The 22,275-nt window shown below is 66.8% G+C and carries 23 protein-coding genes; 11 read left to right on the top strand and 12 right to left on the bottom strand.

Annotated elements, in window-relative coordinates:
• The first annotated feature begins 20 nt into the window (after positions 1 to 20).
• Both ACIPRS_RS06140 and ACIPRS_RS06135 read left to right on the top strand, forming a co-directional pair.
• Positions 21 to 2,915: a TonB-dependent receptor plug domain-containing protein gene (locus ACIPRS_RS06140; RefSeq protein WP_337730722.1), complete on the top strand. Its 2,895-nt coding sequence runs from the start codon at positions 21 to 23 to the stop codon at positions 2,913 to 2,915.
• Positions 2,916 to 3,064: 149 nt separating this feature from the next.
• Positions 3,065 to 4,915 (top strand): sulfotransferase, encoded by a 1,851-nt coding sequence (locus tag ACIPRS_RS06135; protein WP_337730721.1) that lies wholly within the window; start codon positions 3,065 to 3,067, stop codon positions 4,913 to 4,915.
• A gap of 61 nt (positions 4,916 to 4,976) precedes the next feature.
• Here ACIPRS_RS06135 and ppa read toward each other — a convergent pair whose 3' ends face one another.
• On the bottom strand, positions 4,977 to 5,531 hold the full coding sequence (gene ppa / locus ACIPRS_RS06130) for an inorganic diphosphatase (RefSeq protein WP_337730720.1): 555 nt from the start codon (positions 5,529 to 5,531) through the stop codon (positions 4,977 to 4,979).
• Positions 5,532 to 5,684: 153 nt separating this feature from the next.
• Between ppa and ACIPRS_RS06125 the strand changes: the two genes are divergently transcribed.
• The 3 genes from ACIPRS_RS06125 to ACIPRS_RS06115 all read left to right on the top strand — a co-directional run bounded on the left by ACIPRS_RS06125 (position 5,685) and on the right by ACIPRS_RS06115 (position 7,600).
• Complete coding sequence (locus ACIPRS_RS06125) at positions 5,685 to 6,470, top strand: lytic transglycosylase domain-containing protein (protein ID WP_446537879.1); 786 nt, start codon at positions 5,685 to 5,687, stop codon at positions 6,468 to 6,470.
• A gap of 125 nt (positions 6,471 to 6,595) precedes the next feature.
• A complete protein-coding gene (locus ACIPRS_RS06120; protein ID WP_142123285.1) occupies positions 6,596 to 7,099 on the top strand; it encodes a hypothetical protein in 504 nt (167 codons plus the stop codon).
• A 51-nt stretch (positions 7,100 to 7,150) separates the two neighbouring features.
• Entirely contained in the window at positions 7,151 to 7,600 is a 450-nt protein-coding gene (locus ACIPRS_RS06115) for a DUF4920 domain-containing protein (protein ID WP_446537878.1), read from the top strand.
• Positions 7,601 to 7,610: 10 nt separating this feature from the next.
• Here the strand turns inward: ACIPRS_RS06115 and ACIPRS_RS06110 are convergent, their stop codons facing one another.
• The gene (locus tag ACIPRS_RS06110) at positions 7,611 to 8,246 is read right to left on the bottom strand and encodes an NAD-dependent dehydratase (RefSeq protein ID WP_446537877.1); all 636 of its coding nucleotides are present in this window, start codon (positions 8,244 to 8,246) and stop codon (positions 7,611 to 7,613) included.
• A gap of 168 nt (positions 8,247 to 8,414) precedes the next feature.
• On the opposite strand from ACIPRS_RS06110, the gene ACIPRS_RS06105 reads away from it, so the two are divergent.
• From ACIPRS_RS06105 to ACIPRS_RS06080, 6 genes are all read left to right on the top strand, one after another.
• Positions 8,415 to 8,774, top strand: a complete 360-nt coding sequence (locus ACIPRS_RS06105) for a hypothetical protein (RefSeq protein WP_446537876.1) — start codon at positions 8,415 to 8,417, stop codon at positions 8,772 to 8,774.
• Positions 8,775 to 9,014: 240 nt separating this feature from the next.
• A complete protein-coding gene (locus tag ACIPRS_RS06100; RefSeq protein ID WP_337730715.1) occupies positions 9,015 to 9,389 on the top strand; it encodes an EF-hand domain-containing protein in 375 nt (124 codons plus the stop codon).
• Between the two features lie 122 nt (positions 9,390 to 9,511).
• Positions 9,512 to 9,826, top strand: coding sequence for a hypothetical protein (locus ACIPRS_RS06095; protein WP_337730714.1), 315 nt, complete (start codon positions 9,512 to 9,514; stop codon positions 9,824 to 9,826).
• A 48-nt stretch (positions 9,827 to 9,874) separates the two neighbouring features.
• A complete protein-coding gene (locus ACIPRS_RS06090) occupies positions 9,875 to 10,165 on the top strand; it encodes a hypothetical protein (RefSeq protein WP_446537875.1) in 291 nt (96 codons plus the stop codon).
• Positions 10,166 to 10,290: 125 nt separating this feature from the next.
• Positions 10,291 to 11,013: an HAD family hydrolase gene (locus ACIPRS_RS06085; RefSeq protein ID WP_446537874.1), complete on the top strand. Its 723-nt coding sequence runs from the start codon at positions 10,291 to 10,293 to the stop codon at positions 11,011 to 11,013.
• The gene (locus ACIPRS_RS06080) at positions 11,014 to 11,523 is read left to right on the top strand and encodes a hypothetical protein (RefSeq protein WP_337730711.1); all 510 of its coding nucleotides are present in this window, start codon (positions 11,014 to 11,016) and stop codon (positions 11,521 to 11,523) included.
• Between the two features lie 60 nt (positions 11,524 to 11,583).
• Here the strand turns inward: ACIPRS_RS06080 and ACIPRS_RS06075 are convergent, their stop codons facing one another.
• The 10 genes from ACIPRS_RS06075 to ACIPRS_RS06030 all read right to left on the bottom strand — a co-directional run bounded on the left by ACIPRS_RS06075 (position 11,584) and on the right by ACIPRS_RS06030 (position 22,184).
• Positions 11,584 to 12,702 (bottom strand): GDSL-type esterase/lipase family protein, encoded by a 1,119-nt coding sequence (locus tag ACIPRS_RS06075; RefSeq protein WP_446537873.1) that lies wholly within the window; start codon positions 12,700 to 12,702, stop codon positions 11,584 to 11,586.
• Positions 12,703 to 12,802: 100 nt separating this feature from the next.
• Positions 12,803 to 13,561: a 2-dehydro-3-deoxy-D-gluconate 5-dehydrogenase KduD gene (gene kduD, locus ACIPRS_RS06070; protein ID WP_192200090.1), complete on the bottom strand. Its 759-nt coding sequence runs from the start codon at positions 13,559 to 13,561 to the stop codon at positions 12,803 to 12,805.
• A 122-nt stretch (positions 13,562 to 13,683) separates the two neighbouring features.
• Entirely contained in the window at positions 13,684 to 14,532 is an 849-nt protein-coding gene (gene kduI, locus ACIPRS_RS06065; protein ID WP_337730709.1) for a 5-dehydro-4-deoxy-D-glucuronate isomerase, read from the bottom strand.
• A gap of 139 nt (positions 14,533 to 14,671) precedes the next feature.
• Positions 14,672 to 15,727 (bottom strand): LacI family DNA-binding transcriptional regulator, encoded by a 1,056-nt coding sequence (locus ACIPRS_RS06060; RefSeq protein ID WP_446537872.1) that lies wholly within the window; start codon positions 15,725 to 15,727, stop codon positions 14,672 to 14,674.
• A 51-nt stretch (positions 15,728 to 15,778) separates the two neighbouring features.
• Positions 15,779 to 17,368: a family 43 glycosylhydrolase gene (locus ACIPRS_RS06055; RefSeq protein WP_446537871.1), complete on the bottom strand. Its 1,590-nt coding sequence runs from the start codon at positions 17,366 to 17,368 to the stop codon at positions 15,779 to 15,781.
• A gap of 10 nt (positions 17,369 to 17,378) precedes the next feature.
• Complete coding sequence (gene pelA / locus ACIPRS_RS06050) at positions 17,379 to 18,500, bottom strand: pectate lyase (RefSeq protein WP_446537870.1); 1,122 nt, start codon at positions 18,498 to 18,500, stop codon at positions 17,379 to 17,381.
• Between the two features lie 20 nt (positions 18,501 to 18,520).
• On the bottom strand, positions 18,521 to 19,801 hold the full coding sequence (locus tag ACIPRS_RS06045) for a TRAP transporter large permease (protein ID WP_337730705.1): 1,281 nt from the start codon (positions 19,799 to 19,801) through the stop codon (positions 18,521 to 18,523).
• Positions 19,802 to 19,804: 3 nt separating this feature from the next.
• A complete protein-coding gene (locus tag ACIPRS_RS06040) occupies positions 19,805 to 20,323 on the bottom strand; it encodes a TRAP transporter small permease (RefSeq protein WP_337730704.1) in 519 nt (172 codons plus the stop codon).
• Positions 20,324 to 20,334: 11 nt separating this feature from the next.
• Positions 20,335 to 21,330, bottom strand: coding sequence for a TRAP transporter substrate-binding protein (locus ACIPRS_RS06035; protein WP_446537869.1), 996 nt, complete (start codon positions 21,328 to 21,330; stop codon positions 20,335 to 20,337).
• On the bottom strand, positions 21,327 to 22,184 hold the full coding sequence (locus ACIPRS_RS06030; RefSeq protein ID WP_446537868.1) for a 2-keto-4-pentenoate hydratase: 858 nt from the start codon (positions 22,182 to 22,184) through the stop codon (positions 21,327 to 21,329). Before ACIPRS_RS06030 ends, ACIPRS_RS06035 begins: the two co-directional genes overlap by 4 nt.
• Positions 22,185 to 22,275: the final 91 nt, after the last annotated feature.

Here is a 22,275-nt window from a genome sequence, read left to right as displayed (position 1 = left end):
TTCCCCTGAGGAGAGATTCAATGAACCATCGTAGTCCGCGTCGCGCGATGCGGGTCGGCTTGCTGCCGGCCGGCATTGCCATCGCACTGGTCCCGGCGTTCGCCATGGCGCAGGAAACCACCGATGCGCCCTCGAGCACCACCACGCTCGATCGCCTCGAAGTCACCGGCTCCCGCATCCGCGGCGCCGACATGGAAACGCAGCAGCCGATCATCACCATCGCGCGTGAGGACATCGAGAAGCAGGGCTTCACCTCGGTGGCCGACGTGCTGCAGAACCTGACTTCCGCCGGTTCTCCCGCGATCGCGCGTTCCGAAGCGCTGGCCTCGGGCGAGAACGTGGGTGGTTACTACGTCGACATCCGCAACCTGGGCGCGACCCGTACCCTGGTGCTGGTCAACGGCCGTCGCCTGGGCGCCACCACCGGTGGTTACCAGGATCTGAGCCAGATCCCGATGTCGGCCATCGACCGCATCGAAGTGCTGAAGGACGGCGCATCCGCCATCTACGGTTCCGACGCGATCGCCGGCGTGGTCAACGTCATCACGCGCAAGCGCTTCGAAGGCGCCGAGGCTTCGGCGTACATCGGCCAGACCGGCGAAGGCGACGGCGACACCAAGCAGTACTCCTTCACCGTGGGCTCGGCCAGCGACCGTGGCGGCGTCACGCTGTCGGTCGAGTACTCGAAGGAAGACCCGATCTCCGCCGCCGACCGCTGGTTCTCCAAGGACGGCAACGCCGGTCCAAACTATCCGGGTTCGGGCTGGAGCCCGATCAGCCAGAACGGCTCGTTCTGCGATCCGTGCCAGACGCCCGGCCTGCGACCGGGTCAGCCCGGCTATGTCGCTCCGGCGGACGAGCTCTGGTATACGCTGCGTGACGGCGGTACTCCTGGAGTGCGTGGCGACTATGTGCTGCACACGGCAGCAGACAATGCCAATGCCAACCAGCAGATGTTCCTGTCCACGGGCATCGAGCGCCGTTCGGTGTTCGTCAATGCGAACTACGACCTGACCGACAACGTCACGTTCAACGCCGACGTGCTGTACAACCATCGCTCCACCCAGTCGCAGATCGCCGGCTATCCGTACCAGTCGGCCGCGTTCGGCACGCCGCTGTCCGCCGACAGTGCGTTCAACCCGATGCCGGGCGACACCACGTTCCGTCGTCGCCTGTGGGAAATGCCGCGCACCACCGACAGCGAGCTGGAAACCTACCGCTTCGCGGGCGGCTTCGCCGGCTTCTTCGACCTGGGCGGCAAGACCTGGGACTGGGATGTCGGTGCGCTGATCAACCGCAACCAGTCGACCAAGCGTGCGCGCGGCGACATGAGCCTGATCGCCTCGCGCCAGGCGCTGGGTCCGTCGTTCATCAATGCCGACGGTGTCGCCCAGTGCGGCAGCGCGGCCGATCCGACCCCGCTGTCCGATTGCCGTCCGTGGAACCCGCTGCTGCCTTACGGCGTCGCCGGCCCGGGCTCGCTGTCCGATCCCGAGCTGCAGAAATTCCTGTTCCCGTGGTTCACCGATACCGGCCTGACCCGTACCACCAGCTACACCGCCAATCTGGCGGGCACGCTGTTCGAATTGCCGGCCGGCGATCTGGGCATCGCGGTGGGCGTGGAGCACCGCAAGGAGCAGGGTCGCTTCGTGCCGGACGCGTTCGCGCAGTCGGGCCAGAGCACCGGCCTGGGTGCAACCACCACCGAGGGTGACTATTCGGTCGACGAGGTCTACGTCGAGCTGAACATCCCGGTGCTGGCCGACATGGCGTTCGCGAAGGAACTGACCTTCAACGTCGCCAGCCGCTACTCCGACTACAGCAACTTCGGCGACACGATCAACAGCAAGTTCGGCTTCACCTGGCGTCCGATCGACGAGCTGCTGGTCCGCGGCACCTACGCCGAGGGCTTCCGCGCCCCGACGATCGACAACCTGTACGGCGGCATCGGCACCAGCTTCGAGAACTACACCGACCCCTGCGGCGTCGGCGCGGTGAACAGCGTCAACGGCAACGCGGCCTGCACCGGCGCGGGCGTTCCGCTCGGCTACGTGCAGCTGGGCCAGGGCCTGGTGCCCTGCACGACCTATCCGTGCGCCACCCCGGACCAGTTCATCACCGGCTCCAACCCCACGCTGGTCCCGGAAACGTCCAAGAGCAAGACCATGGGCCTGGTGTGGTCGCCGCGCTGGGTGGAAGGTCTGGACATCTCGCTGGACTGGTACCGCTACGAGCTGAAGAACATGATCATCGAGGATAGCGTGGACCGCATCCTGCGTGACTGCTATGTGCTCGGCAACAGTGCCCGCTGCGAAGGTATCGTGCGTGCCAGCGACGGCCACATCACCGATCTGTTCTACGGCCTGGCCAACCTCGGCGCGATGGAGACCGAAGGCTTCGACCTGGGCGTGAAGTACGCGCTCCCGGAGCAGTCGTTCGGCAAGATCGCGTTCGACTGGACCTCGTCCTACACCAGCGTCTACGACGAGGAAGCCGAGAACTCGGCCGGCGAGAAGATCATCGTGGGCAACGTGGGCAATTCCGGCATCTTCCGTGTGCGCTCGAACCTGGGCGTGGACTGGTCGCTGGGTGCGTTCGCAGTCAACTGGACGGCCCGTTACTACTCGGGCATGAAGGAAAGCTGCGTGCCGAACCGTCCCTGCACCGAGCCGGACCACATCGCCAATGGTGAAGAGGATGCGATCCGCCGCGTCGGTTCCAACACGTTCCATGACCTGCAGGTCAGCTACAAGGCGCCGTGGGATGCCACGATCGCGATCGGCGCCAACAACGTGTTCGACCACAAGGGACCGCTGATGTTCTCGAACTCCGAGTACCGCCACAGCGACTTCGCGTACTACGGTGGCTTCGACTTCGATCGTTACCTGTACGTCAAGTACACCCAGCGCTTCTGATCTCCGGATCGACGCGTATGCTGCACCACGACGGCCCCGCAAGGGGCCGTCGTTCTTTGTGGGCACGGCGGCGTGGCGGCGGTTGGTATCATCCGGCGTACCGATACACCGTCCCGTCCCCGGGGCCTTGCCGAGATCCGCACGACCCCATGAAGCTGCCCGCCCCCTTCATCCAGCTGCCCGTTGCCTTCGACGCCGAGGCATTGGCGCGCGAGGTGCGGACGATCGACGAGGCATGCTGGCGATCCCATCCGGGCGGAATCCCCGGCAACAGCGCGCTCGCGCTGATCACCACGGAAGGCGATCCCGACAGCGACCAGGTCACGGGACGGATGCGGCCTACGCCTTCGCTGGAGCGGCTGCCGTACCTCATGCAGGTGCTGGAATCCCTCGGCGCCACGTGGGGGCGTTCCCGCCTGATGCGTCTCTCGGGACAGTCCGAGGTCACCGGGCATGTCGACATCAATTACTACTGGCGTGACCACATGCGGGTTCACGTGCCGATCATCACCACGCCCTCGGTGCGCTTCCAGTGCGGCGACAGCGAAGTGAACATGGCGGCGGGCGAGTGCTGGATCTTCGACACCTGGCGCCACCACCGGGTCCTGAACGAAGGCAGCGAAACGCGCATCCACCTGGTGGCCGATACGGTGGGCGGTGTCGCGTTCTGGGATCTGCTGGAGCAGGGCAGGACCCCGGAGCGGCGCGAGCCGGGTTGGGCGCCACGACGGATCGCGCCGATGCAGGGCCACCGGGCGACGCTGGACTACGAATCGTTCAATGCGTCCGACGTGATGACACCGTGGGAGCTGCGCGAATGCATCGCCTTCCTGATCAACGACGCCGAACGGACCCCGCAGCTGCCCGCGATCCATGCGTTGCTGACGCGTTTTGCGCGCCACTGGCACGGCGTGTGGGCCTGCCATGGCAACCAGGCGTCGGGACTGCCGCATTTCAGGACGCTGCTGAAGGACACCCAGGAAAAACTCGCGCAGGCGGGCGTCGCGCAGGTCCGTCTGCAGAACGGACTCGGCCTGCTGGCAGCATTGAAGGCGCACATCTTCAGCATGGCCCTGGCCGCCGACGTGGATGAGTCCGCGCGCCGCGATCCGCATGGCGCCAGGCCAGCCAGCCCCGGGGGGCAGGCGCGCACGGGTGTCGCAGCGAAAGTCCCCGCTTGGAAGCAGCCCGTCTTCATCGTCAGTCCGCCGCGTTCGGGCTCCACGCTGTTGTTCGAGACGCTGTCCGGTGCGCCTGGCGTGCACACGATCGGCGATGAAAGCCATCTGCTGATCGAGGGCGTCGAGGGCCTTGCCCCGGCCCAGCGCGCGTTCCACTCCAACCAGTTGGGGCTTGCCGATGCCACGCCGGCTGTCGTGCAGGCGCTGCGCTCCCGGTTCTTCGATGCGCTGCGTGATCGTGAGGGCAATCCACCCGACGCGGATGCGACGCTCCGCATGCTGGAGAAGACGCCAAAGAACGCGTTGCGCATTCCGTTCCTGAAGGCGGTGTTCCCCGATGCGAAGTTCATCTACCTGCATCGCGATCCCCGTCAGGTCTGGGGCAGCATGATCGATGGGTGGCAGTCCGGCCGGTTCCGCATGTACAACCTGCCCGGCTGGCAGGGACCGGCGTGGTCGTTCCTGCTGACGCCGGGTTGGCAGGCGTTGAACGGGAAGGACCTAGGGGAGATCGTGGCGAGCCAGTGGGAAACCGCCACGCGCCTCATGCTGGACGATCTGGATGCGTTGTCGCCTGCCGACCGGGTATCGGTCGACTACGGACGCTTCGTGCAGGACCCTCAAGGGGAGGCACGGCGCCTGAGCGAATGGGCAGGGTGGTCCTGGGACCGCGAACTAGGTGGGCAGCTTCCCCTGTCGCGCTACACCCTGTCGAAGCCCGATCCCGACAAGTGGCGGCGGCATGCGGCCGACATCGAGCCGCGTCTGGTGCAGTGGAAAGCCACGATCGAACGCGCGGCACGCGCCGCGGGTCTCTGATCGCAGGAAGAAAAAAGGCCGCCCTGCGGGCGGCCTTTCCGGTTGATGCGCGGGGGCGCAATCAGAACTTGTGCTTCTCGCTGTCCGGTTGCGCGGCCTGGCGGGCGATGGCGTCCACCAACACGGCCTTGGCTTCGGCGGCATTGCCCCAGCCATCCAGCTTGACCCACTTGCCCTTCTCCAGGTCCTTGTAGTGCTCGAAGAAGTGGCCGATGCGCTCCAGCCAGTGCGGGCTGACCTGGTCGATGTCGGCGATGTGGCTGTAACCGGCGAACACCTTGTCCACCGGCACGGCCAGCAGCTTCTCGTCGCTGCCGGCTTCGTCGCTCATGCGCAGCACGCCGACCGGGCGGCAGCGGATCACCGAGCCGGGGATCAGCGGCAGCGGCAGGACCACCAGCACGTCGGCCGGGTCGCCGTCGCCGCACAGCGTGTGTGGCACGTAGCCGTAGTTGCAGGGGTAGCGCATGGGCGTGGAGAGGATGCGGTCGACGAAGATCGCGCCGCTGGCCTTGTCCACCTCGTACTTCACCGGCTCGGCGTCCTTGGGGATCTCGATGATGACGTTGATTTCGTCCGGCGGGTTCTTGCCGGCGCTGACCAGATCCAGGCCCATTGCGTGCTCCGAGGGGGTGCGGTGAAAGAGGCCGGCATTTTACGCGCTTGGCTGCTGCGGCGCAGCAGGGACCGGGCCAGGCTGGCCGGCCGTCGGCGCGGGAAGCGTGATTCAGGGTGCCCTTCAGCTTGCCGGGCCTAGAATCCGCCGCCCATGCACCCTCTCCGACGCGCTGCCGGCTTACTGCTGACAGTGCTGGCCTTGGCCAGCACCGAAGCGGGCGCGCGTACGGTGTACCGGTGCGTGCAGGCCGGCACCGTCAGCCTGGCCACGGCGCCGGAACCGGGATCCAAGTGTGCGGCCAGGGAGATCGACGACAACGCCGTCAGCACGCCGAACCTGTGGGGCTCCATGGGCGTATTCAGCGGCACGCTGTACGAGCGCGAGCAGGACGGGCAGAAGGTGTATTCCACCCGCAACCTGCCGGGTTCCACCCCCTACCTGAAATTCACCGTGCAGACCCCGCCGGGTGAGTCCGCCCACCCGGGTCTGGGCAGGGTGGGTAAACCACGACTGGACCGCTATCCCGCCGAGTTCAAGGCGGCCGCGCGCCAGACCGGCGTCGACGACGCCTGGCTGCGTGCCGTCGCGCATGCCGAGAGCGACTTCGACGCGAAGGCGCTGTCGCCGAAGGGCGCGATGGGCGTGATGCAGCTGATGCCGGACGTGGCGAAGGAGTACGGCGTCGCCGACCCCTATTCCTCCACCGAATCGATCAACGCAGGGGCGCGCCACCTGCGTGGGCTGATGCGCCGTTACAAGGGCGACCTGACGCTGGTCGCGGCCGCCTACAACGCCGGCATCGGCACCGTGTCGCGCTACGGCGGCGTGCCGCCCTACGCGGAAACACAGGAATACGTGTCCAAGGTCACTGCGTTGTACGAGCTGTATCTGCGCGCGCTGGGTCGCAAGCAGGCGCCGGAGCGTCCCGCGCTCTGAATCCGCCGCGTGCCCGCCGTGTATCGGCGCGTCAGCCACGGTTGGATTTTTTCACTCGCTGCTTCCCCATCGCGGTCTAGCGTGGTCCGCACGGCCGACCCTCCCGCGCCGGCCAGGAGATCGCCATGAAGACGCGACGCGTGTTCAGCGCCCCCGACATCGACACCGCCGAGGCGGCCCTGCATGTGGCCCTGCATCTGGGCATCCGTCCCGATCACGCGTCCCTTGTCGGACGTCCGGACATCGAGATGACGCAGATGCCCGATGCCGACAAGGAAGGCTCTCCCACCGACTTCATGCCGGCGGCGGCGCGCGGGTTGGTGGGCGGCGGTGTCGTGGGCCTGGTCATCGGCTTGCTCGCGATGGCCATCCCTGCGGTGGGCATCCCGTGGGCGGCGGTGCTGCTTTGCACGGTGGTTGGCGCGACGGTCGGCGGCTGGGCGGCGGCGCTGGCCGGATCCTCCGTGCCCAGCGAAGTGCGCCGCGACTATCGCACCGAGATCGCCGCAGGCAAGGTGCTGGTGGTGATCGATGAGGAGGACGAACGCCTGCTCGAACGCGCCAGCCAGGCCATCACCGCGACGGGTACACAACGCCTGCAGCTCGTGCACCATGGCCTCCTGCACTGAACTGTGGACCGGGGCACAGGTAAGATGCCGCCATTCCCCGGAGGCAAGGCCATGCAACGTTGGTTGGCGATGATGTGTTCTGTGGTGGTCGCAGCGCCCGTGATGGCGTCCGACACTGCCTGGGACAAGTACGGTGCCGACATCCCCGCCGGTGCGGTGGTGCCGTTGGCACAGGCGCTCGCGCAACCGGCAGCGTATGAAGGCCAGGCACGCGTCTTCAGCGGACGCGTCGTCGATGTCTGCCAGAAGAAGGGCTGCTGGGTGATGCTCGAGGACGACGGACATGGCGCGCGCGTGCTGCTGGGCGATCACGATTTCTACGTGCCCAAGGACGTGAGGGGACACGCGCAGGTGCATGGCGTGCTGTCGCGGGTGACATTGTCGCCGGCGGCGCGCGACCACACTGCGGAGGAAACCAGTGCGGGAGCCGCGGTAGCAGAGGCCGAGTACCGCATCGTCGCCGACGGCGTGCAGGTACGCGTGGACGAGCCTGACGCATGACCCGAGGGCATCAGCCCAGCAAATGCTCCGATGGAATGACGTGCCGCCCCGGCACCGCATCCATGGCCGCATCCAGCAACGCCTGCGCCACGCTTTCCGCAGGCACGATCCTGTAGCGCTTCGGCAATACCGGATCCAGCGCACCCAGCACGCGCAGCGCCCAACGTTCGCCGCCCCGGTGCTGCGCGCGTTCGCCGCCCAGCAGGCCCGGGCGCAGCAAGGTGAGCGATGTGAAGCCGATCGCGGCGAGTGCGTCTTCGACCTCGCCCTTCGTGCGCGAATAGAAGATCCGCGAATCTGCATCGGCGCCCATCGCCGACACCAGCGCGAAGGCCTGCGTGCCGTGTGCATGGGCGTGGCGTGCGATCGCAAGCGGATAGTCGTGGTCCACGCGCCGGAATGCGTCCTGCGAACCTGCATCGCGGATCGTCGTGCCCAGTGCGCAGGCCACGGCATCCACTCGCCACCACTCCGCATCGGGGGGCAGCGCCTCGAAATCCACGACCGGGTTCAGCAGTTTGGAATGGGGGGCGAGGGGTTTGCGCGTGGGCGCGACCACCTGGCGCACCCGTGCGGATGCCAGTGCGCGCCGCAGCGTCGCCTGTCCTACCAGACCGGTCGCGCCGGCCAGCAAAAGACGACTCATGCGATGCTCCCGTTGCGGCAATGGCGCCATCATGCCAGCCCAGCACGGGGGCGGGATCGCATCGGTTAACCTGTGGCATCACGCGCGGTCCCGCGCCGGGGAATGCCTGTCCATGCACCGCTACACGAATCCACACACCGCAGCGTGCGTCCTGGAAGGGTGCGCGCGATGAACCTGCCCCTGCACTACGGCGTGCTGGGCGCCATCGAAGCGGGCCTGATCGCTTTCGTGCTGGGCGTGCTCTGCTTCCTGTTCTGGAACTGGGTGAGCACCAGGATGCGCTGGTCGATGGGGCATGCCGTCGGTTGGGCCTGCGTCTCGGCCGTGATCATCGGTGCCGGGGTGGACACCTGGAACATGTTCTACCTGGGCATTTCGAAACTGGAATCTCCGCTGTATGCGCGGCTGGCATTGCAGGGTATCCACGATCCCGATTCGCTCGGCTCGCGCGTGGTGCTGGAAATCGCCGGCGCGTTGAGCGGTGTGGCCCTTGGTTGGCAATGGTTCAGCAAGAAAACGCCGGATTGAGTGCCGTCGAAAAGCGGGCAGGAAACGAATACCTAACGGCAAACGATGCGCGGCATCACGCATTCCACGCGCGCCTGACGACACGCTCACGACGCCCTAACACGGGGCTAGCCGATGCGAATCCGCTTGTGGTTAAGCGTGCGTGCACGTTCATTTCAGCGCGCCAGTTTCGTTCAGAAGCGACGTTGCAAGGTGGGGCCGTGCGCAATCGGACGCACTCCCACAGAACGGAGCACTGACATGACGAAGAACAACCGCAAGCCGCTGATCGCCCTGGTCGCCCTGAGCGCCGCGCTGGCCATGCCGCTGGCGTTCGCGCAGGAAAAGACCGAAGACGCGGCGACGCAGCAGAGCCAGACCGAGCCGACGGCCGAACAGGCGACCGGCGCGGCGACCCAGGGTCCCACCCAGAGCACGCAGTCCGCGACGCAGGCCAAGCAGGGTTGGGCTGACGTGGATACCGACGGCGATGGCGCCATCAGCAAGCAGGAAGCCTCCGCCAACGCCGGCCTCAGTCAGGTCTTCGATCAGGCCGATGCCGACACCGATGGCAAGCTCACCGCCGACGAATACAAGGCATTCGTGAGCAAGAACTACGGTGACCAGCAGAAGTAATCCGGCCCATCGCACCGGGTCGATCGCGGCGCCATGACGCCAGCGCGTGACCCGCCGGAAAGGGCGGCCTGTCGTGCCGCCCTTTCTCTCCCGGAGGGAACTCGATGACTGAGGAGGGATCCATGAACACGAAGACGCTGTCCTGCCTGGGTGCGCTGGCCACTGTCATCGCACTCACCACTGCGCCGCTGGCACATGCGCAGGAGGTGCCGCAGCGCGGCGAGGAACGACCGTCGCCGCAGACGAGCCCACCCCCCACGACCCCCGTACCGCGCCCGTTCCAGGACCTGGACCAGAATGCAGATGGCGCGATCAGCAAGGACGAAGCGGCTGTCGACCCGCCACTGGCGCAGGTATTCGGCACGCTCGACAAGGATGCCGACGGTCGCCTGACACCGGAGGAGTACGCGGTGCATGCGCGGCAGGACAACCCCTGAAGTCACTGCACATCCATTCCCAATGAACCATGCTGCATGGAGGAACCGATGAAGAATCCCACCCGTACCTTGACGCTGGGCCTCGGCCTTGCGCTGCTCAGCGCGGGCTTGATGACGGCGTGCGGTCCCAGGCCGGAAGACACTCCGCCGCCCAGTGCGCCGGCGCCGGTGGAAACCACGCCGCCCACCGACAACGTGGTGCCGCCATCACCCACCCCGACGGATCCGGCCGTACCGCCGACCGATCCGAACCTCCCGCCGCCGGCCAATCCCAACGCGCCGGAAACCACGCCGCCGGCCACCGATGGCAGCACACCGCCGCCCAGCAGCGGGGGTTAGCGCACGACGCAGAGGCATCCCGCAATGCCATCACGGCCGCCATGTCGATGGCGGCCGTTTTCATTGACGGCTGGGCTGGCTGCTATCCTTCGCGGCCTTCTTGAAGAATGCAGGGCAGGGATCAGATGGCGCGCATCCGATGGGTCGGCTTCGACGGCGACGACACGCTCTGGAAGAGCGAGGATTACTACCGCCAGGCCGAGGCCGACTTCGAGGCCATCCTCGGCACTTACGTGGACCTCGCCGACGCGCGCACGCACCAGCACCTGCTGGATGTCGAGCGCCGCAACCTGAAAATCTTCGGCTACGGCGTGAAGGGCATGACGCTGTCGATGCTGGAGACCGCTATCCAGCTGACCGACGAACGCATCAGCGCACGCGACCTGCACCGGGTGATCGAGATCGGGCGCACCACGCTGCTGCATCCGGTGGATCTGCTGCCGGGCATCCGCGAGGCCGTCGAGCGCATCGCCGCCGACCACGAGATCGTGCTGATCACCAAGGGCGACCTATTCCACCAGGAAGCCAAGATCGCGCAATCCGGCCTGGCCGATCTCTTCCACCGCATCGAGGTGGTGTCCGAGAAGGACGAGCCCACCTATGCGCGCGTGCTGCGCGAACTCGAGGTCGAGCCGTCACGGTTCGTGATGGTCGGCAACTCGCTGCGGTCGGACATCGAACCCGTCCTGGGTCTCGGCGGCTGGGGCATCCACATGCCATACCACGTGACGTGGGCGCTCGAGGCCGAGCATGGCGTGGCCCACGATGCGCCGCGCCTGCGGGTGGTGGAGAACGCAGGGCAGCTGTCGGATGCGCTTGCGACGATCGAATCCGTACCGGATGCCTGAATGCACCCAGCGAAGGCGATGGCCGTGGGGCACAATGGCGCCGTGAAGCGCGCGCTGCCCCCCTTTGCCTTGCTGGCCTGCCTGTCGGCCGCGCTGTGCGCGCCCGTCGCCGCGCAGGACGCCACGGCGGCATATGCGCCCGCCACCGGCGACGCTTCGGTGGATCGCCACCTGGCGGACATCAACGACTACGCAAGCCGCTACCCCGCGTCCTTCGCCGACGAGATGGCGCGCTACTACACCGTGCCGCGTGCCTACGTGGAAGCGATGCAGCAGCAACCGGACTGGACCGCCGGCGATATCTTCATGGCGTGCGCGCTGGCGCAGATCGTGGGACAGCCGTGCCGCGCCGTCGTGCGCGAGTGGTCGCGTGACCACGAAGGCGGGTGGAAGGCAGTCGCGGGTCGCCTGCAGGCCGAACCCGGCACCGCGCAGTACCGGCGTCTGCGCAGTGCGCTGGAAGCCACCTATCGCCGCTGGGATCGCCCCGCGCCTGCGCTGGAGAAATGAGGGGAGAGGCGTGGGGAGTGAGCCAGGGCGCTCTTCCCCTCACGTGTCAGTCCTTCCCGCTCACTCCTGCTTCTTCCCGTACATGATCAACAGCACCAGGTCCGCGTCGCCGTGCTGGCGGATCGCATGCGTGCTGCCGGGGCGTGTCAGCATCGCGTCGCCGGCGCGGACCTCGCGCGCCACGCCGTCCAGTTCGTAGATGCCGCTTCCACCCAGCACGTAGTAGATCTCGTCCTTGTGGTGCTGGTGCAGGCCGATGCCGGCGCCCCGGCGCAACACGCGCTTGCGGAACTCGAAGCCGAGCGCGGGTGCGTCGCGGAAGAACGGATGGGCAACGGTGACGCCAGCGCCACCGTGCGGCCCCGGCTGCTCCACCGCGATGTCGCGCTCGTTCACGATCAGGGACGGATTCGCCTGGGCCTTGCGATCCGCGAGTGCAGTCGCGGGTGCGCCGCAGTCCGTGTCGCGTTTCACGTGGGCCGCAAGCGAGGGGTCGAGCCGTTTCCAGCCCGCCACCACCAGGCAGGCCACCATCACCGCGCCACGCTGCTGGAAATGGGTGTCGTCCCGCTGGTCCTGTTCCGGCACGTGCATGTAATAGGCCTTGCTGGCCTCGTCGCCGGCTGCGCGCAGCCAGTCCATGCTGGCAGCCGACAGGTCGATCAGGCCCACGTTCTCCCGCGACGCAAGATCGCGCACCGCCTGCGCGTACAGTCCGTGCGTGTCGAGCAGTTGCCCATGGTCGAACTTGCGGCGCGCTACCGGGGTCACCAGGATCGGCGTGACACCCTTCTGTCGCGCCAACGCCAGGTAGCGCCCCAGCCATTCGGGGAATGCCTGCCGGGGTTCGTTGTAGCGTGTGGGGTCTTCGATCTTCTCGTCGTTGTGGCCGAACTGGATCAGCAGCACGTCGCCGGCATGCATGTCCTTGGCCATGCCATCGAACCAGCCTTCGGCGATGAAGCTGCGCGAACTCCGCCCGCTCTGCGCGTGGTTGCGGACCACATAGGCGTCATCGAGGAACCCCTGCAGCTGCTGCCCCCATCCTTCGCGCGGTGCGCGTTCAGGTCCGTAGTGACTGGCAGTGGAGTCGCCGGCGATGAAGACCTGGCGGGGGGGCGCGGCGGCCACCGATGCACAGCAGGCGAGAAGCGCGACGAGGGTGAGCGAACGAAACATCAGCCATGTCCTTCATGTCGCCTGTGGGAGCGACGTCAGTCGCGATGAACTTCTGGATACTCCCATCGCGACTTACGTCGCTCCCACAGGATCCGGTGCGTCAGCGCGCCAGCCAGCCGCCGTCGACGGGGATGATGGCGCCGTTGATGTAGTCCGACGCGCGCGAGGACAGGAACACGGCCGCTCCGCCCAGGTCCGACGGCTCACCCCAGCGACCGGCCGGGATGCGGTCCAGGATCGCTTTGTTGCGGTCTTCGTCCGCACGCAGTTGCGCGGTGTTGTCGGTTGCCATGTAGCCGGGCGCGATGGCGTTGATGTTGACGCCCTTGTTGCCCCACTCGTTGGCCAGCAGGCGGGTGATGCCGGCGATGCCGGACTTGCTGGCCGTGTACGACGGCACGCGGATGCCGCCCTGGAACGACAGCATCGACGCGATGTTGATGATTTTGCCGCTGCCCTGCGCGATGAAATGGCGTCCAGCCGCCTGCGACATGAAGAACGCCGACTTGATGTTGACGTTCATCACGTCGTCCCAGTCCTTCTCGCTGAAATCCACCGCATCGGCGCGACGGATCAGACCGGCGTTGTTGACCAGGATGTCCAGCCCGCCGAGACCCTCGACGGTCTCTTTCACCAGGCGCTCGACCGGCTCGATGCTGATCAGGTTCGCGTCCAGGTTGAGGAAGCGGCGGCCCAGGGCGCGCACCTTCTCTCCTGTTTCGGTGGCTTCGACGATGCCGGCGGCGGCGATGTCGGCACCGGCTTCGGCGAGCGCCAGCGCGACGCCCTGGCCCAGGCCGGTGTTGGCGCCGGTCACCAGCGCGACCTTGCCTTCGAGACTGAACGGATTGCTTGCCATCGGGATGCCCCTCGATATGTGCTGCTGCAGGTTGGATGGAGCGGAGCTTGCTCCGCTGCGTTCTTGATCGCGTGCTTCGGTCCGTCGTGCAGCCGAGCAAGCTCGGCTCTACATGCGAAGGATCATTTCAGCTGGCAGATGTCCAGCACATGCATGTCGGTGTAGTCCAGGTTTTCGCCGCCCATTGCCCAGATGAAGGCGTAGTTGCTGGTGCCCGAGCCCATGTGGATCGACCACGGCGGCGACACCACGGCTTCGTCGTTCTGCACGACGATGTGGCGCTGCGCTTCCGGTTCGCCCATGAAGTGGTAGACGCGGTCGTTCTCGGCCAGGTCGAAGTAGAAATACACCTCGCTGCGGCGGTCGTGCAGGTGCGGCGGCATGGTGTTCCACACGCTGCCGGTCTTCAGCACGGTCAGGCCCAGCAACAGCTGCGAAGACTGGCAGGTGGCCGGCACGATGAACTGATAGATCGTGCGCTCGTTGCTCGTTTCCAGCGCGCCGCGCTCCAGCGCGACGGCATCCTTGATCGAGAGCTGCTTGGTTTCGAAGCGCGCGTGCGCCGGCGTAGAGGTGAGGTAGAACTTGGCGGGGTTCGACGCGTCATCGGATTCGAATGCCACGTCGGCGCTGCCCATGGCCACGTACAGGCCATCCTTCGGCCCGAGCGCGTACGTCGTGCCGTCGACGGTGACCTTGCCGGCGCCGCCGCCGACATTGATCACGCCCAGTTCGCGACGCTCGAGGAAGGGCTTGCCCGCGGCCGAAGCGGGTTCGGTCTGCCGCGGCAGGTCGACCTTCTTCGAGACCGGCGCGGCACCGCCGATCACGAAGCGCTCGTTGTGCGAGTAGTTCAGTTGCACCGTGTCCGCAGCGAACAGGTTGCCGATCAGGTAGCGGTCGCGCAGTTGGTCGTTGCTGGCCCCGTCCATCATGTCCGGATGGGTGGCGTGGTAGGTCTTGCAGAACATGGGCGGGGCTCCGTGGATGCGGACGCCCGTGGAGCGGGGCGTCGGGTTAGGTCGTGGGGCGATTTTACGGGCTTTGGTAACCGGTGTCATTTTGCGGTGCGGCACCGGGCGGGCATGCTGCGCCTGGTGTCGACACGTGTTACTCGGGTGGCTGCGAGGAGTCGCGGATGATCAGGTGCGGGCGGATGCTGGCCGCGGCCAGCACAGGCGTGCCTTCCGGCTGGATCAGCATGGCGGCCGCGGTGCGGCCCGTGTCGCGGGTGTTGCGGCGGACCGAGGTCAGCGAGGGCCACAGGCGCGAGGCGAGCGGGCTGTCGTCGAACCCGACCACCGACAGTTGGCGCGGGATGTTGATGCCGGCGCGCATGGCGACCTTGTAGACACCCGCCGCCATTTCGTCGTTGCCGGTGAAGATGGCGGTGGGCCGGTTCTTGCCGGACAGCAGCTTCTCGGCCGCGACCACGCCGGATTCGAAGGTGTAGCCGGCTTCGATGATGCGCGACTTCGGCAGTTCCAGCCCGCGTTTGGCCAACGCCTGCAGGAAACCGTCGGTGCGCTCGATCGACGACCGGTACGCCGCGGGGCCGGTGATCAACGCGATATCGGTGTGGCCGAGCGAGAGCAGGTACTCGGCGGCTTCGGCGGCGCCGTCGCGGTCGTGCGTGACCACCATCCGCGCGGGCGTGTCCATCGACACCGAGGCGATGCGCGAATAGCGGCAGCCGATCTCGGCCAGCATGTTGGCCAGCGCCTGGTCTTCCGAGGCGCGCGGTACCAGCATCACGCCGTGCAGTTTCTGCTGCTGCACGAAGCGGCGCACGCCGTCGATGTAGCCCGGGCTGCGGCTGTCGCACGGATGCACCACCAGTTCGAAGCCCGAATCGCGCAACGCGTCCAGCGCGCCGTACTGCATGTTCACGATGTACTGCGCGGTCGGGTTGTCGTAGACCATGCCGATCAGGAACGACCGGCGGAACGCCAGGCCGCGCGCCATCGGATCGGGCACGTAACCGACTTCCCGCATCAAGGTCTCCACTTTCTCGCGGGTGTCCTTACGGACCAGGGGAGAGTGGTTGATGATGCGCGAGACGGTCTTCTTCGAGACGCCGGAAAGCCGCGCGATGTCGTTGATGGTCGCGGCCTTGCCGCCGATGGGCAGGGAGGCGGGGCTTTCGGGCTTCTTGCGCGCGGGCATGGAGTGGGTACGGGTCCGTTCGTCTGTCTGAGGGATTCTAGCGGTTGGGGGTCAGTCCAGCGCGCGGTAGCGGAAATTACGGAAGTGCACCTTGCCCTGGCCGGCGGCGTACAGCGAGGGCTTCAGCGCCAGGAAGCCGCCCGCCACGTTGTGGTGGTAGCCCGAGACTTCCATCTGCACCGGATACTTGGTCCAGGTCTTGCCGTCGGTGCTGGTATGGATCGTGACGATGTGGCGGTTGTGCGTGACCTGCAGCCAGAGCTTTCCCCCTTTGGCGCTGGGGGCCAGCCTGCCTGGGCGCTCCAGACCGTAGCGGTGCATGACGAACTGCTCGCCGTTGCTGCCCACGCCGGCATACAGGCGGTCGTTGTAGAACAGTACCGCTCCGCCCTGGGCGCCGGGTTCCACCTCCATTTCGACCTCGAACTGGTAGGCCAGGTCGCCGGCGATGATGCCCAGGGGCGAGCTGTCGCGCGGCGAAGTGCCCTTGCCCTGCAGCGTCATCACCCCGTCGCCGAAACCGAGGCGGGCGAATTCGCCCGGCGCGGGGTCGTAGAACGCCCATTGCGGCCCCAGCTTCCCGCTGCGGAAATCATCCGATAGCGCCATTCCATGCGATGCCAGCGTCGTGCCCGCCGGCTTGCGCAACGGCGTGCTCAGGTCGCCGCCCTTGGCGACGAACCAGCCGTCGTCGGTCCATTCGATCGGGTCCAGCAGCGCCTGCCGCCCCAGCGTCCAGAAGTCGCGCTCGTAACCGTGGTAGATCATCCACCACTGTCCACCGGCATCCTCTACCAGCGTGGCGTGGCCGCGCGACCACCAGTACTGCTCGCGCGAGGTGGTGCGTACCACCGGATTGTTGGGCGCGTTCTGCCACGGTCCATGGATGGAGCGCGAGCGCGCGACGATTACCATGTGCCCGGTCGGCGGGCCGGCGGTGCCGCCGACGGCAGTGATCATGTAGTACCAGCCATTGCGGAAGGTGATCTTCGGGCCTTCCTGCGCGTAGCCCTCCACGTCCCACGATTCCGGATAGCGCCAGCCGTCGTAGACGTGCTTCACCTCGCCCACGGTGCTCAGGCCATCGTCGGCGAGCTGGACGTAGTCGCCTGCACTGAGGAACAGGTAGCGCTTGCCGTCTTCGCCCACGGCATGGCCGGGGTCGATGTGGCCCGGCAGCCCGATGTCGATGGGCTCGCTCCAGGGGCCGCGGATGTCGTCGGCCCACACGACGAAGTTGCTGCGTCGCGGCGACTCGGTACCGCCGACGCGCGCGGGGAAATAGATGTAATAGCGGCCCTTGTGCTTGATGAGGTCCGGTGCCCAGATCGAGCCGACGTTCTTCGTGATCGCATGGCCGACCGGCTGCCAGTTGATCAGGTCGCGCGAATGCCACAGTGGCAGACCGGGGTAGGCGGTGAAGGACGACAGGGTGAGGTAGTAGTCCTCGCCATCCTTCAGTACCGACGGGTCGGGGCGGTCGCCCGCGAGCACGGGATTGAGGAACGTGCCGTCGCCCAGGTCCGCCTGGCGCTGGTGTTCGATGCCGCGCTTCCACGCCGGTTCGCGGTGGCCATCACCCGCCAGCGCTGCCAGTGGTGCGAACAGGCACAGGGCGATCATCCACGACTTCATTGCCATCAGGAGTCCTCTACTTCGACGACGTGTGCTGCGATTTCCACTGCGGGTATTCCTTCGACAGCAGCCGCTTCGGCCAGCTGCCGTACCACTCGTAGCCCGTGCGGCGCTCGCGCGGAATGTCTTCGTAGCGTGCGACCCGCTGGCTTTCGCGCGTCGCGAGCACCACGCTGTTGTCCTTCACGTCGTAGAAGCGCGCCCACAGGCCGGTGGCCGACGGATCGGCGACCAGGCGACGGTCCTTGGCGCTGCTGTGGTACTGGAACTGCTCGGCCGGCGCCTCGAAGGTCTCGATGCGCCAACCGGTGATCTCCACCCTGCGCAGCCAGTCCACCGCGCCGTCCACGGCCGCCACGACGGCGGGCGAGGGGTCGGGGATCGACATCAGGTAGCGGACCACGCCGACGGTTTCCTGTCCCGCGATGGACGGCAGTTCGAACTTGCGCCCCTGTGCGGGCAGCAACGTCCGCGCGTCGTACTGGCCTGCCCAGCCGGCCAGCGTACGGCCCTGCCGTACCTGCAACGTCAGCAGGCAGGCATCGCCCTTGTCGATGGCGGACTGCACGCGTGCACGCAACGCGGCATCGACGAAGGCATAACGGCGCGTGTCCGAGACGACCTTGCGCAACGTGCCCAGCACGCCCGCGGTGACGTCGTCGGCGATGGTGATGTGCGGATGGTAGGTCTGCGTGGCCGGCACCGTGTGCGGCCAGCCGCCGCATCCGGGAATCTGTTGTTCCAGCGTGAATGCGAGGCCCTTCAGGCTGCCGTCGCGGTAGCGCGCATCGCCGGTGATGGCGTAGGCCGTGGCCAGATAATCCAGCTGAGTGTAGATGTTGCGGTTGTCGAAGCTGCCCCCGGACTTGCGCGTCTCGGCATCGAAGCGCGCCTTCTCTGCGTCATCGAGGATCCGTGCCGGATCCTGGTTCTCGATCCAGCCGCCATCCATGCGTTGATAGCGCAGGATGTTGTCGGCGATCTGCGCGACCTGCTCCGGCGCATGGCGCGGATACGTGTCGCCGTGCACGTTGCGCCAGTGATGGATGGCGTCCTCGAAGCCCGCCAGCGAGGGCGTTTCGGTCCCTTGTTGCGCGCACGCTGGCATGACGGCGCCCAGCAGAAGCCCGTAGAACAACAGCGTGCGCCGCGCCGCCCTCACTTGATCGCCCTGGGCAGCCAAAGGGAGAGTTCGGGGAACAGTGCCACGATCAGCAGCACGGCCAGGCCGGCCAGCCAGAAGGGCCAGATCGTACGCATGCTCTGCGCGATGGTGATCTTGCCGATGGCCGTACCGATGAAAAGCACGGACCCTACGGGAGGCGTCACCAGGCCGATGCCGCCCGTCAACACGAGCACCAGCCCGAAGTGGATCGGGTCGATGCCATAGGCCTTCGCTACCGGCAGGAAGATCGGCGTGCAGATCAGGATCATCGGCGCCAGATCCATGAAGGTGCCCAGCAACAGCAGCACCAGCACGATCAGCAGCAACACCGTGTACTTGCTGTGCGCGATCGACTGCAGCGCGTCGACCGCAGCGGCAGGCACCTGCAGGTAGGCCAGCAGCCAGCCGAACACCGCCGCCGTGGCGATCACGAACAGGATCACGCCGGTGGTGCGCGCCGCATGCGTCACCGTGGCGAAGAACTCCTTCAGCGACAACTGTCGGTACAGCACACTGGTCACCAGCAGTGCGTACACGACCGCGATGGCGGCGCTCTCCACCGCAGTGAAGATGCCCGCGCGGATGCCGAAGAAGATCAGGCCCACCAGGCCCAGCCCCGGCAGCGCGGCAACCAGCCGCAACAGCACCGCACGCATGCCGGGGAACGGTTCGGTACCGTAGCCTCGCTTGCACGCCACCGCCCATCCCGTGAACATCAGCACCACCGTCATCAGCAGCGCGGGCACGATGCCGGCGGCGAAAAGATCGGCGATGGACAGTCCGCCACCGGCTGCTGCGGAAAACAGGATGAGGTTGTGCGACGGCGGTACCAGCAGCGCCACCAGCGCGGCGGTGATGCTGACGTTGACGGCGAAATCACGGTCGTAGCCACGCTTGACCATCTGCGGGATCATCGTGCCGCCGACGGCCGAGACGTCGGCGATGGCCGAGCCCGACACGCCGCCGAAGAACAGCGACGACAGGATGCTGACCTGGCCCAGGCCGCCGCGCAGGCGGCCCACCAGCGAAGCGGCCAGGCTGATCAGGCGCTCGGAGATGCCACCCCGCAGCATGATCTCGCCGGCGAAGATGAAAAGCGGGATCGCGATCAGCGATGCCGAGCCGGTGCCCGAGGAAATCTGCTGCACCAGCACGATGCTGGGCAGATCCAGGTAGAGCAGGGTTGCCAGCGAGGCGGCCGCAAGCGCATAGGCGACCGGTACGCCGATCAGCAGCAGGATTGCGAAGATCGAGAACAGCAGGGTGATCGCCATGGGTCAGCGGGCCTCGTCGGTCAGCGGCGCGCGCAGCACCAGGAGCAGTCGATTCAGGGCGAACACCGCCATCAGCAGGCCGCCCAGCGAGAGCGGCAGGTATCCGATGCTCTGCGGCATCGGTGCGCCGGCGATGCGGATGTCCAGTCCGTCGAACAGCAGCACTGCGCCCCAGTAGGCCATCACCGCGCCGATCGCGGCGATCATCAACGGGGATACGGCGTGCAGCAGCTTCTTCAGTCGAGGACCCACTGCATCGGCCAACAGGAAGAAGCCGAAGTGGCGGTTCGTATGGACGCCTGCCGCGGCCCCAAGGCTCATGGCGGTGGTCAGCAGCAATACGGTGACCGGCTCGGTCCAGCTGGGCGAATCATTGATGACGTAGCGGGCGATCACCTGCCAACCCTGTACGACTACCAGTCCGAGCAGGGCAACGACCGCCACGGCGATGGCAGCGTTCGACAGCAGGTCCATGCCGCGTTGCAGCGGCGTGGCGGGAGACGGTGTGGTTTCTTCGGACATCGCGTTTGTTCTCAGGCCAGGTCACGGATGCGGCGGTACAGGGCGTCCATGGTGGCGTCGCGCCGGTATTCGGACAGCAGCGGTGCCGACGCGCGCGCGAACGCCACCAGGTCGGCATCGTTGTGCTTCACCCCGGCCGCGAACACGGCATCGCGTGCCTTCGCTTCGGATGCGTCCCAGAGCGTGCGCATCACGCCCACGGACTGGCGCGCCGTCTCCACCAGCAACTCGCGGTCGCGGGGCTGCAGTTGATCCAGCGTGCGCTGCGAGACCAGCAGCACGTCCGGTGCGTAGGAATGGTTGGTTTGCGACCAGTACTGCGCCGCCTCGAAGTGACGACTGGAGTGGAAACTGCGGATATTGTTCTCCGCCCCGTCGATCATGTGCGTCTCGAGGCCGGAGAACACTTCGCCCAGCGAAAGCGGGGTGGGATTGGCACCGAACAGCCGCAGCATCCGGATGAAGATGTCCGACACCGGCACACGGATCTTCATGCCATGCAGGTCCCCGGGTTTCTCGATGGCGCGGCGTGCGTTGTAGAAGCAGCGCGCACCGGAGTCGTAGATCGCCAGGCCGACCAGCCCGCGGCGGGAGAAGCCTTCCAGCACTGTCTTGCCCACGCCTTCATCCATCGCGCGGCGCATGTGCGCCACCGAATCGAATACATACGGGAGACACAACGCCTGGGTCAGCGGGAAGGCATTGTTCAGCGCACCGGCATACACGCGGGTCATGTCGATGGCGCCGAAGCGCGCCATGTCGATCGCTTCCGACTCGCGACCGAGCTGGCCGGAGTGGTACTGGCGCAGCGTCACGCGGCCCCCGGTCTCGCGCGCCATCGTTTCGCCGATCCAGCGCACGGCTTCGACCGTGGGGTAGTCCTTGACGTGCACGTCGGTGGCGGTCAGCACGTGCCGGCCGTCGTCGGCCAACGCACGGGTACCGGCCAATGGCAGCGCAGCAGCGACGCCGAGGCCCGTGCCCAGGAAACGCCGACGGTTCATCATGCGCGCCAGTCTCCTTCGTCCTTCGGGGTCGCGGCGACCGCGAGGCATTCGATGGTGCCATGGCCGGCGAAGTCGATGCGTGCCCGCTGGCCCGGCAGGATGTCGTGGATGCCGGTGGCGTTACCCGTGGCGATCAGGTCGCCGGCCTTGAGCGGCCGGCCACGCCGGGCCGAGCGTGCGAGCGCGAAGGCGAAGGCCGCGCGCAGGCCGCCAGGCAGCGTTGTCGCCCCCCCCTGACCGACCTGCCGACCCTCGATCCAGGTCCTGCACGTCAGCGACGCATCGCTGCGGTCGGCCCATCCGGGAATCTCGGCACCCATCACGAGTCCGTTGTTGTTGCCGAAGTCGGATACGACGACACGCGGACCCAACTGGTTGATCGTGGCCAACGGGCTGCTGGCCACTTCCATGCCGATGAACAGCGTGGAGGCGACGGTGGCGGCCTCTTCCGGTGTCCAGTGGGTCTTCTCGGCAGGGGCATCCGCGTCCAGGCGCAATACGTACTCCGCTTCCACCGCGCCGAAGCCGCCGGCGAACACGTCGAAGGTTTCCTGACCACCGGTGGTCAACTTGAGCTGACGGGCGAAGATCGGTCCCAGCAGGCGCTCATCGCCGGACCCGTCGCGCCGCTCGGGCGCGATGAAGCCGACCTTCCACCCGGCGACCCGGTCCGGCCACTGCGCGATCGCAAGATCCTGCACGCGGTATGCCGTGACCAGATCATCCGGGATATCTCCGGGGAAGCCGGGCAATGCGCGTCCCTGACGCCGCGCGCTGACGAAGCTGTCCGCGATGGCGGCCAGTTCTGGGGCTTCCGTGCGACCGTCGGACGGCGCGCTGTGGTCAGTACTCAAGAGGGTTCTCCCCGCTGCGTTTTGTTGCACTGCCGAGTGACAGTGCAGGTTGATGGCCTGTATATGGTAAACCGGTGTCATTGACAATGTG

The sequence above is a fragment of the Pseudoxanthomonas sp. LARHCG66 genome, from assembly GCF_052871755.1.
The sequence above is the reverse complement of the archived record's forward strand: the minus strand, read 5'-3'. Positions and strand labels throughout refer to the sequence as shown.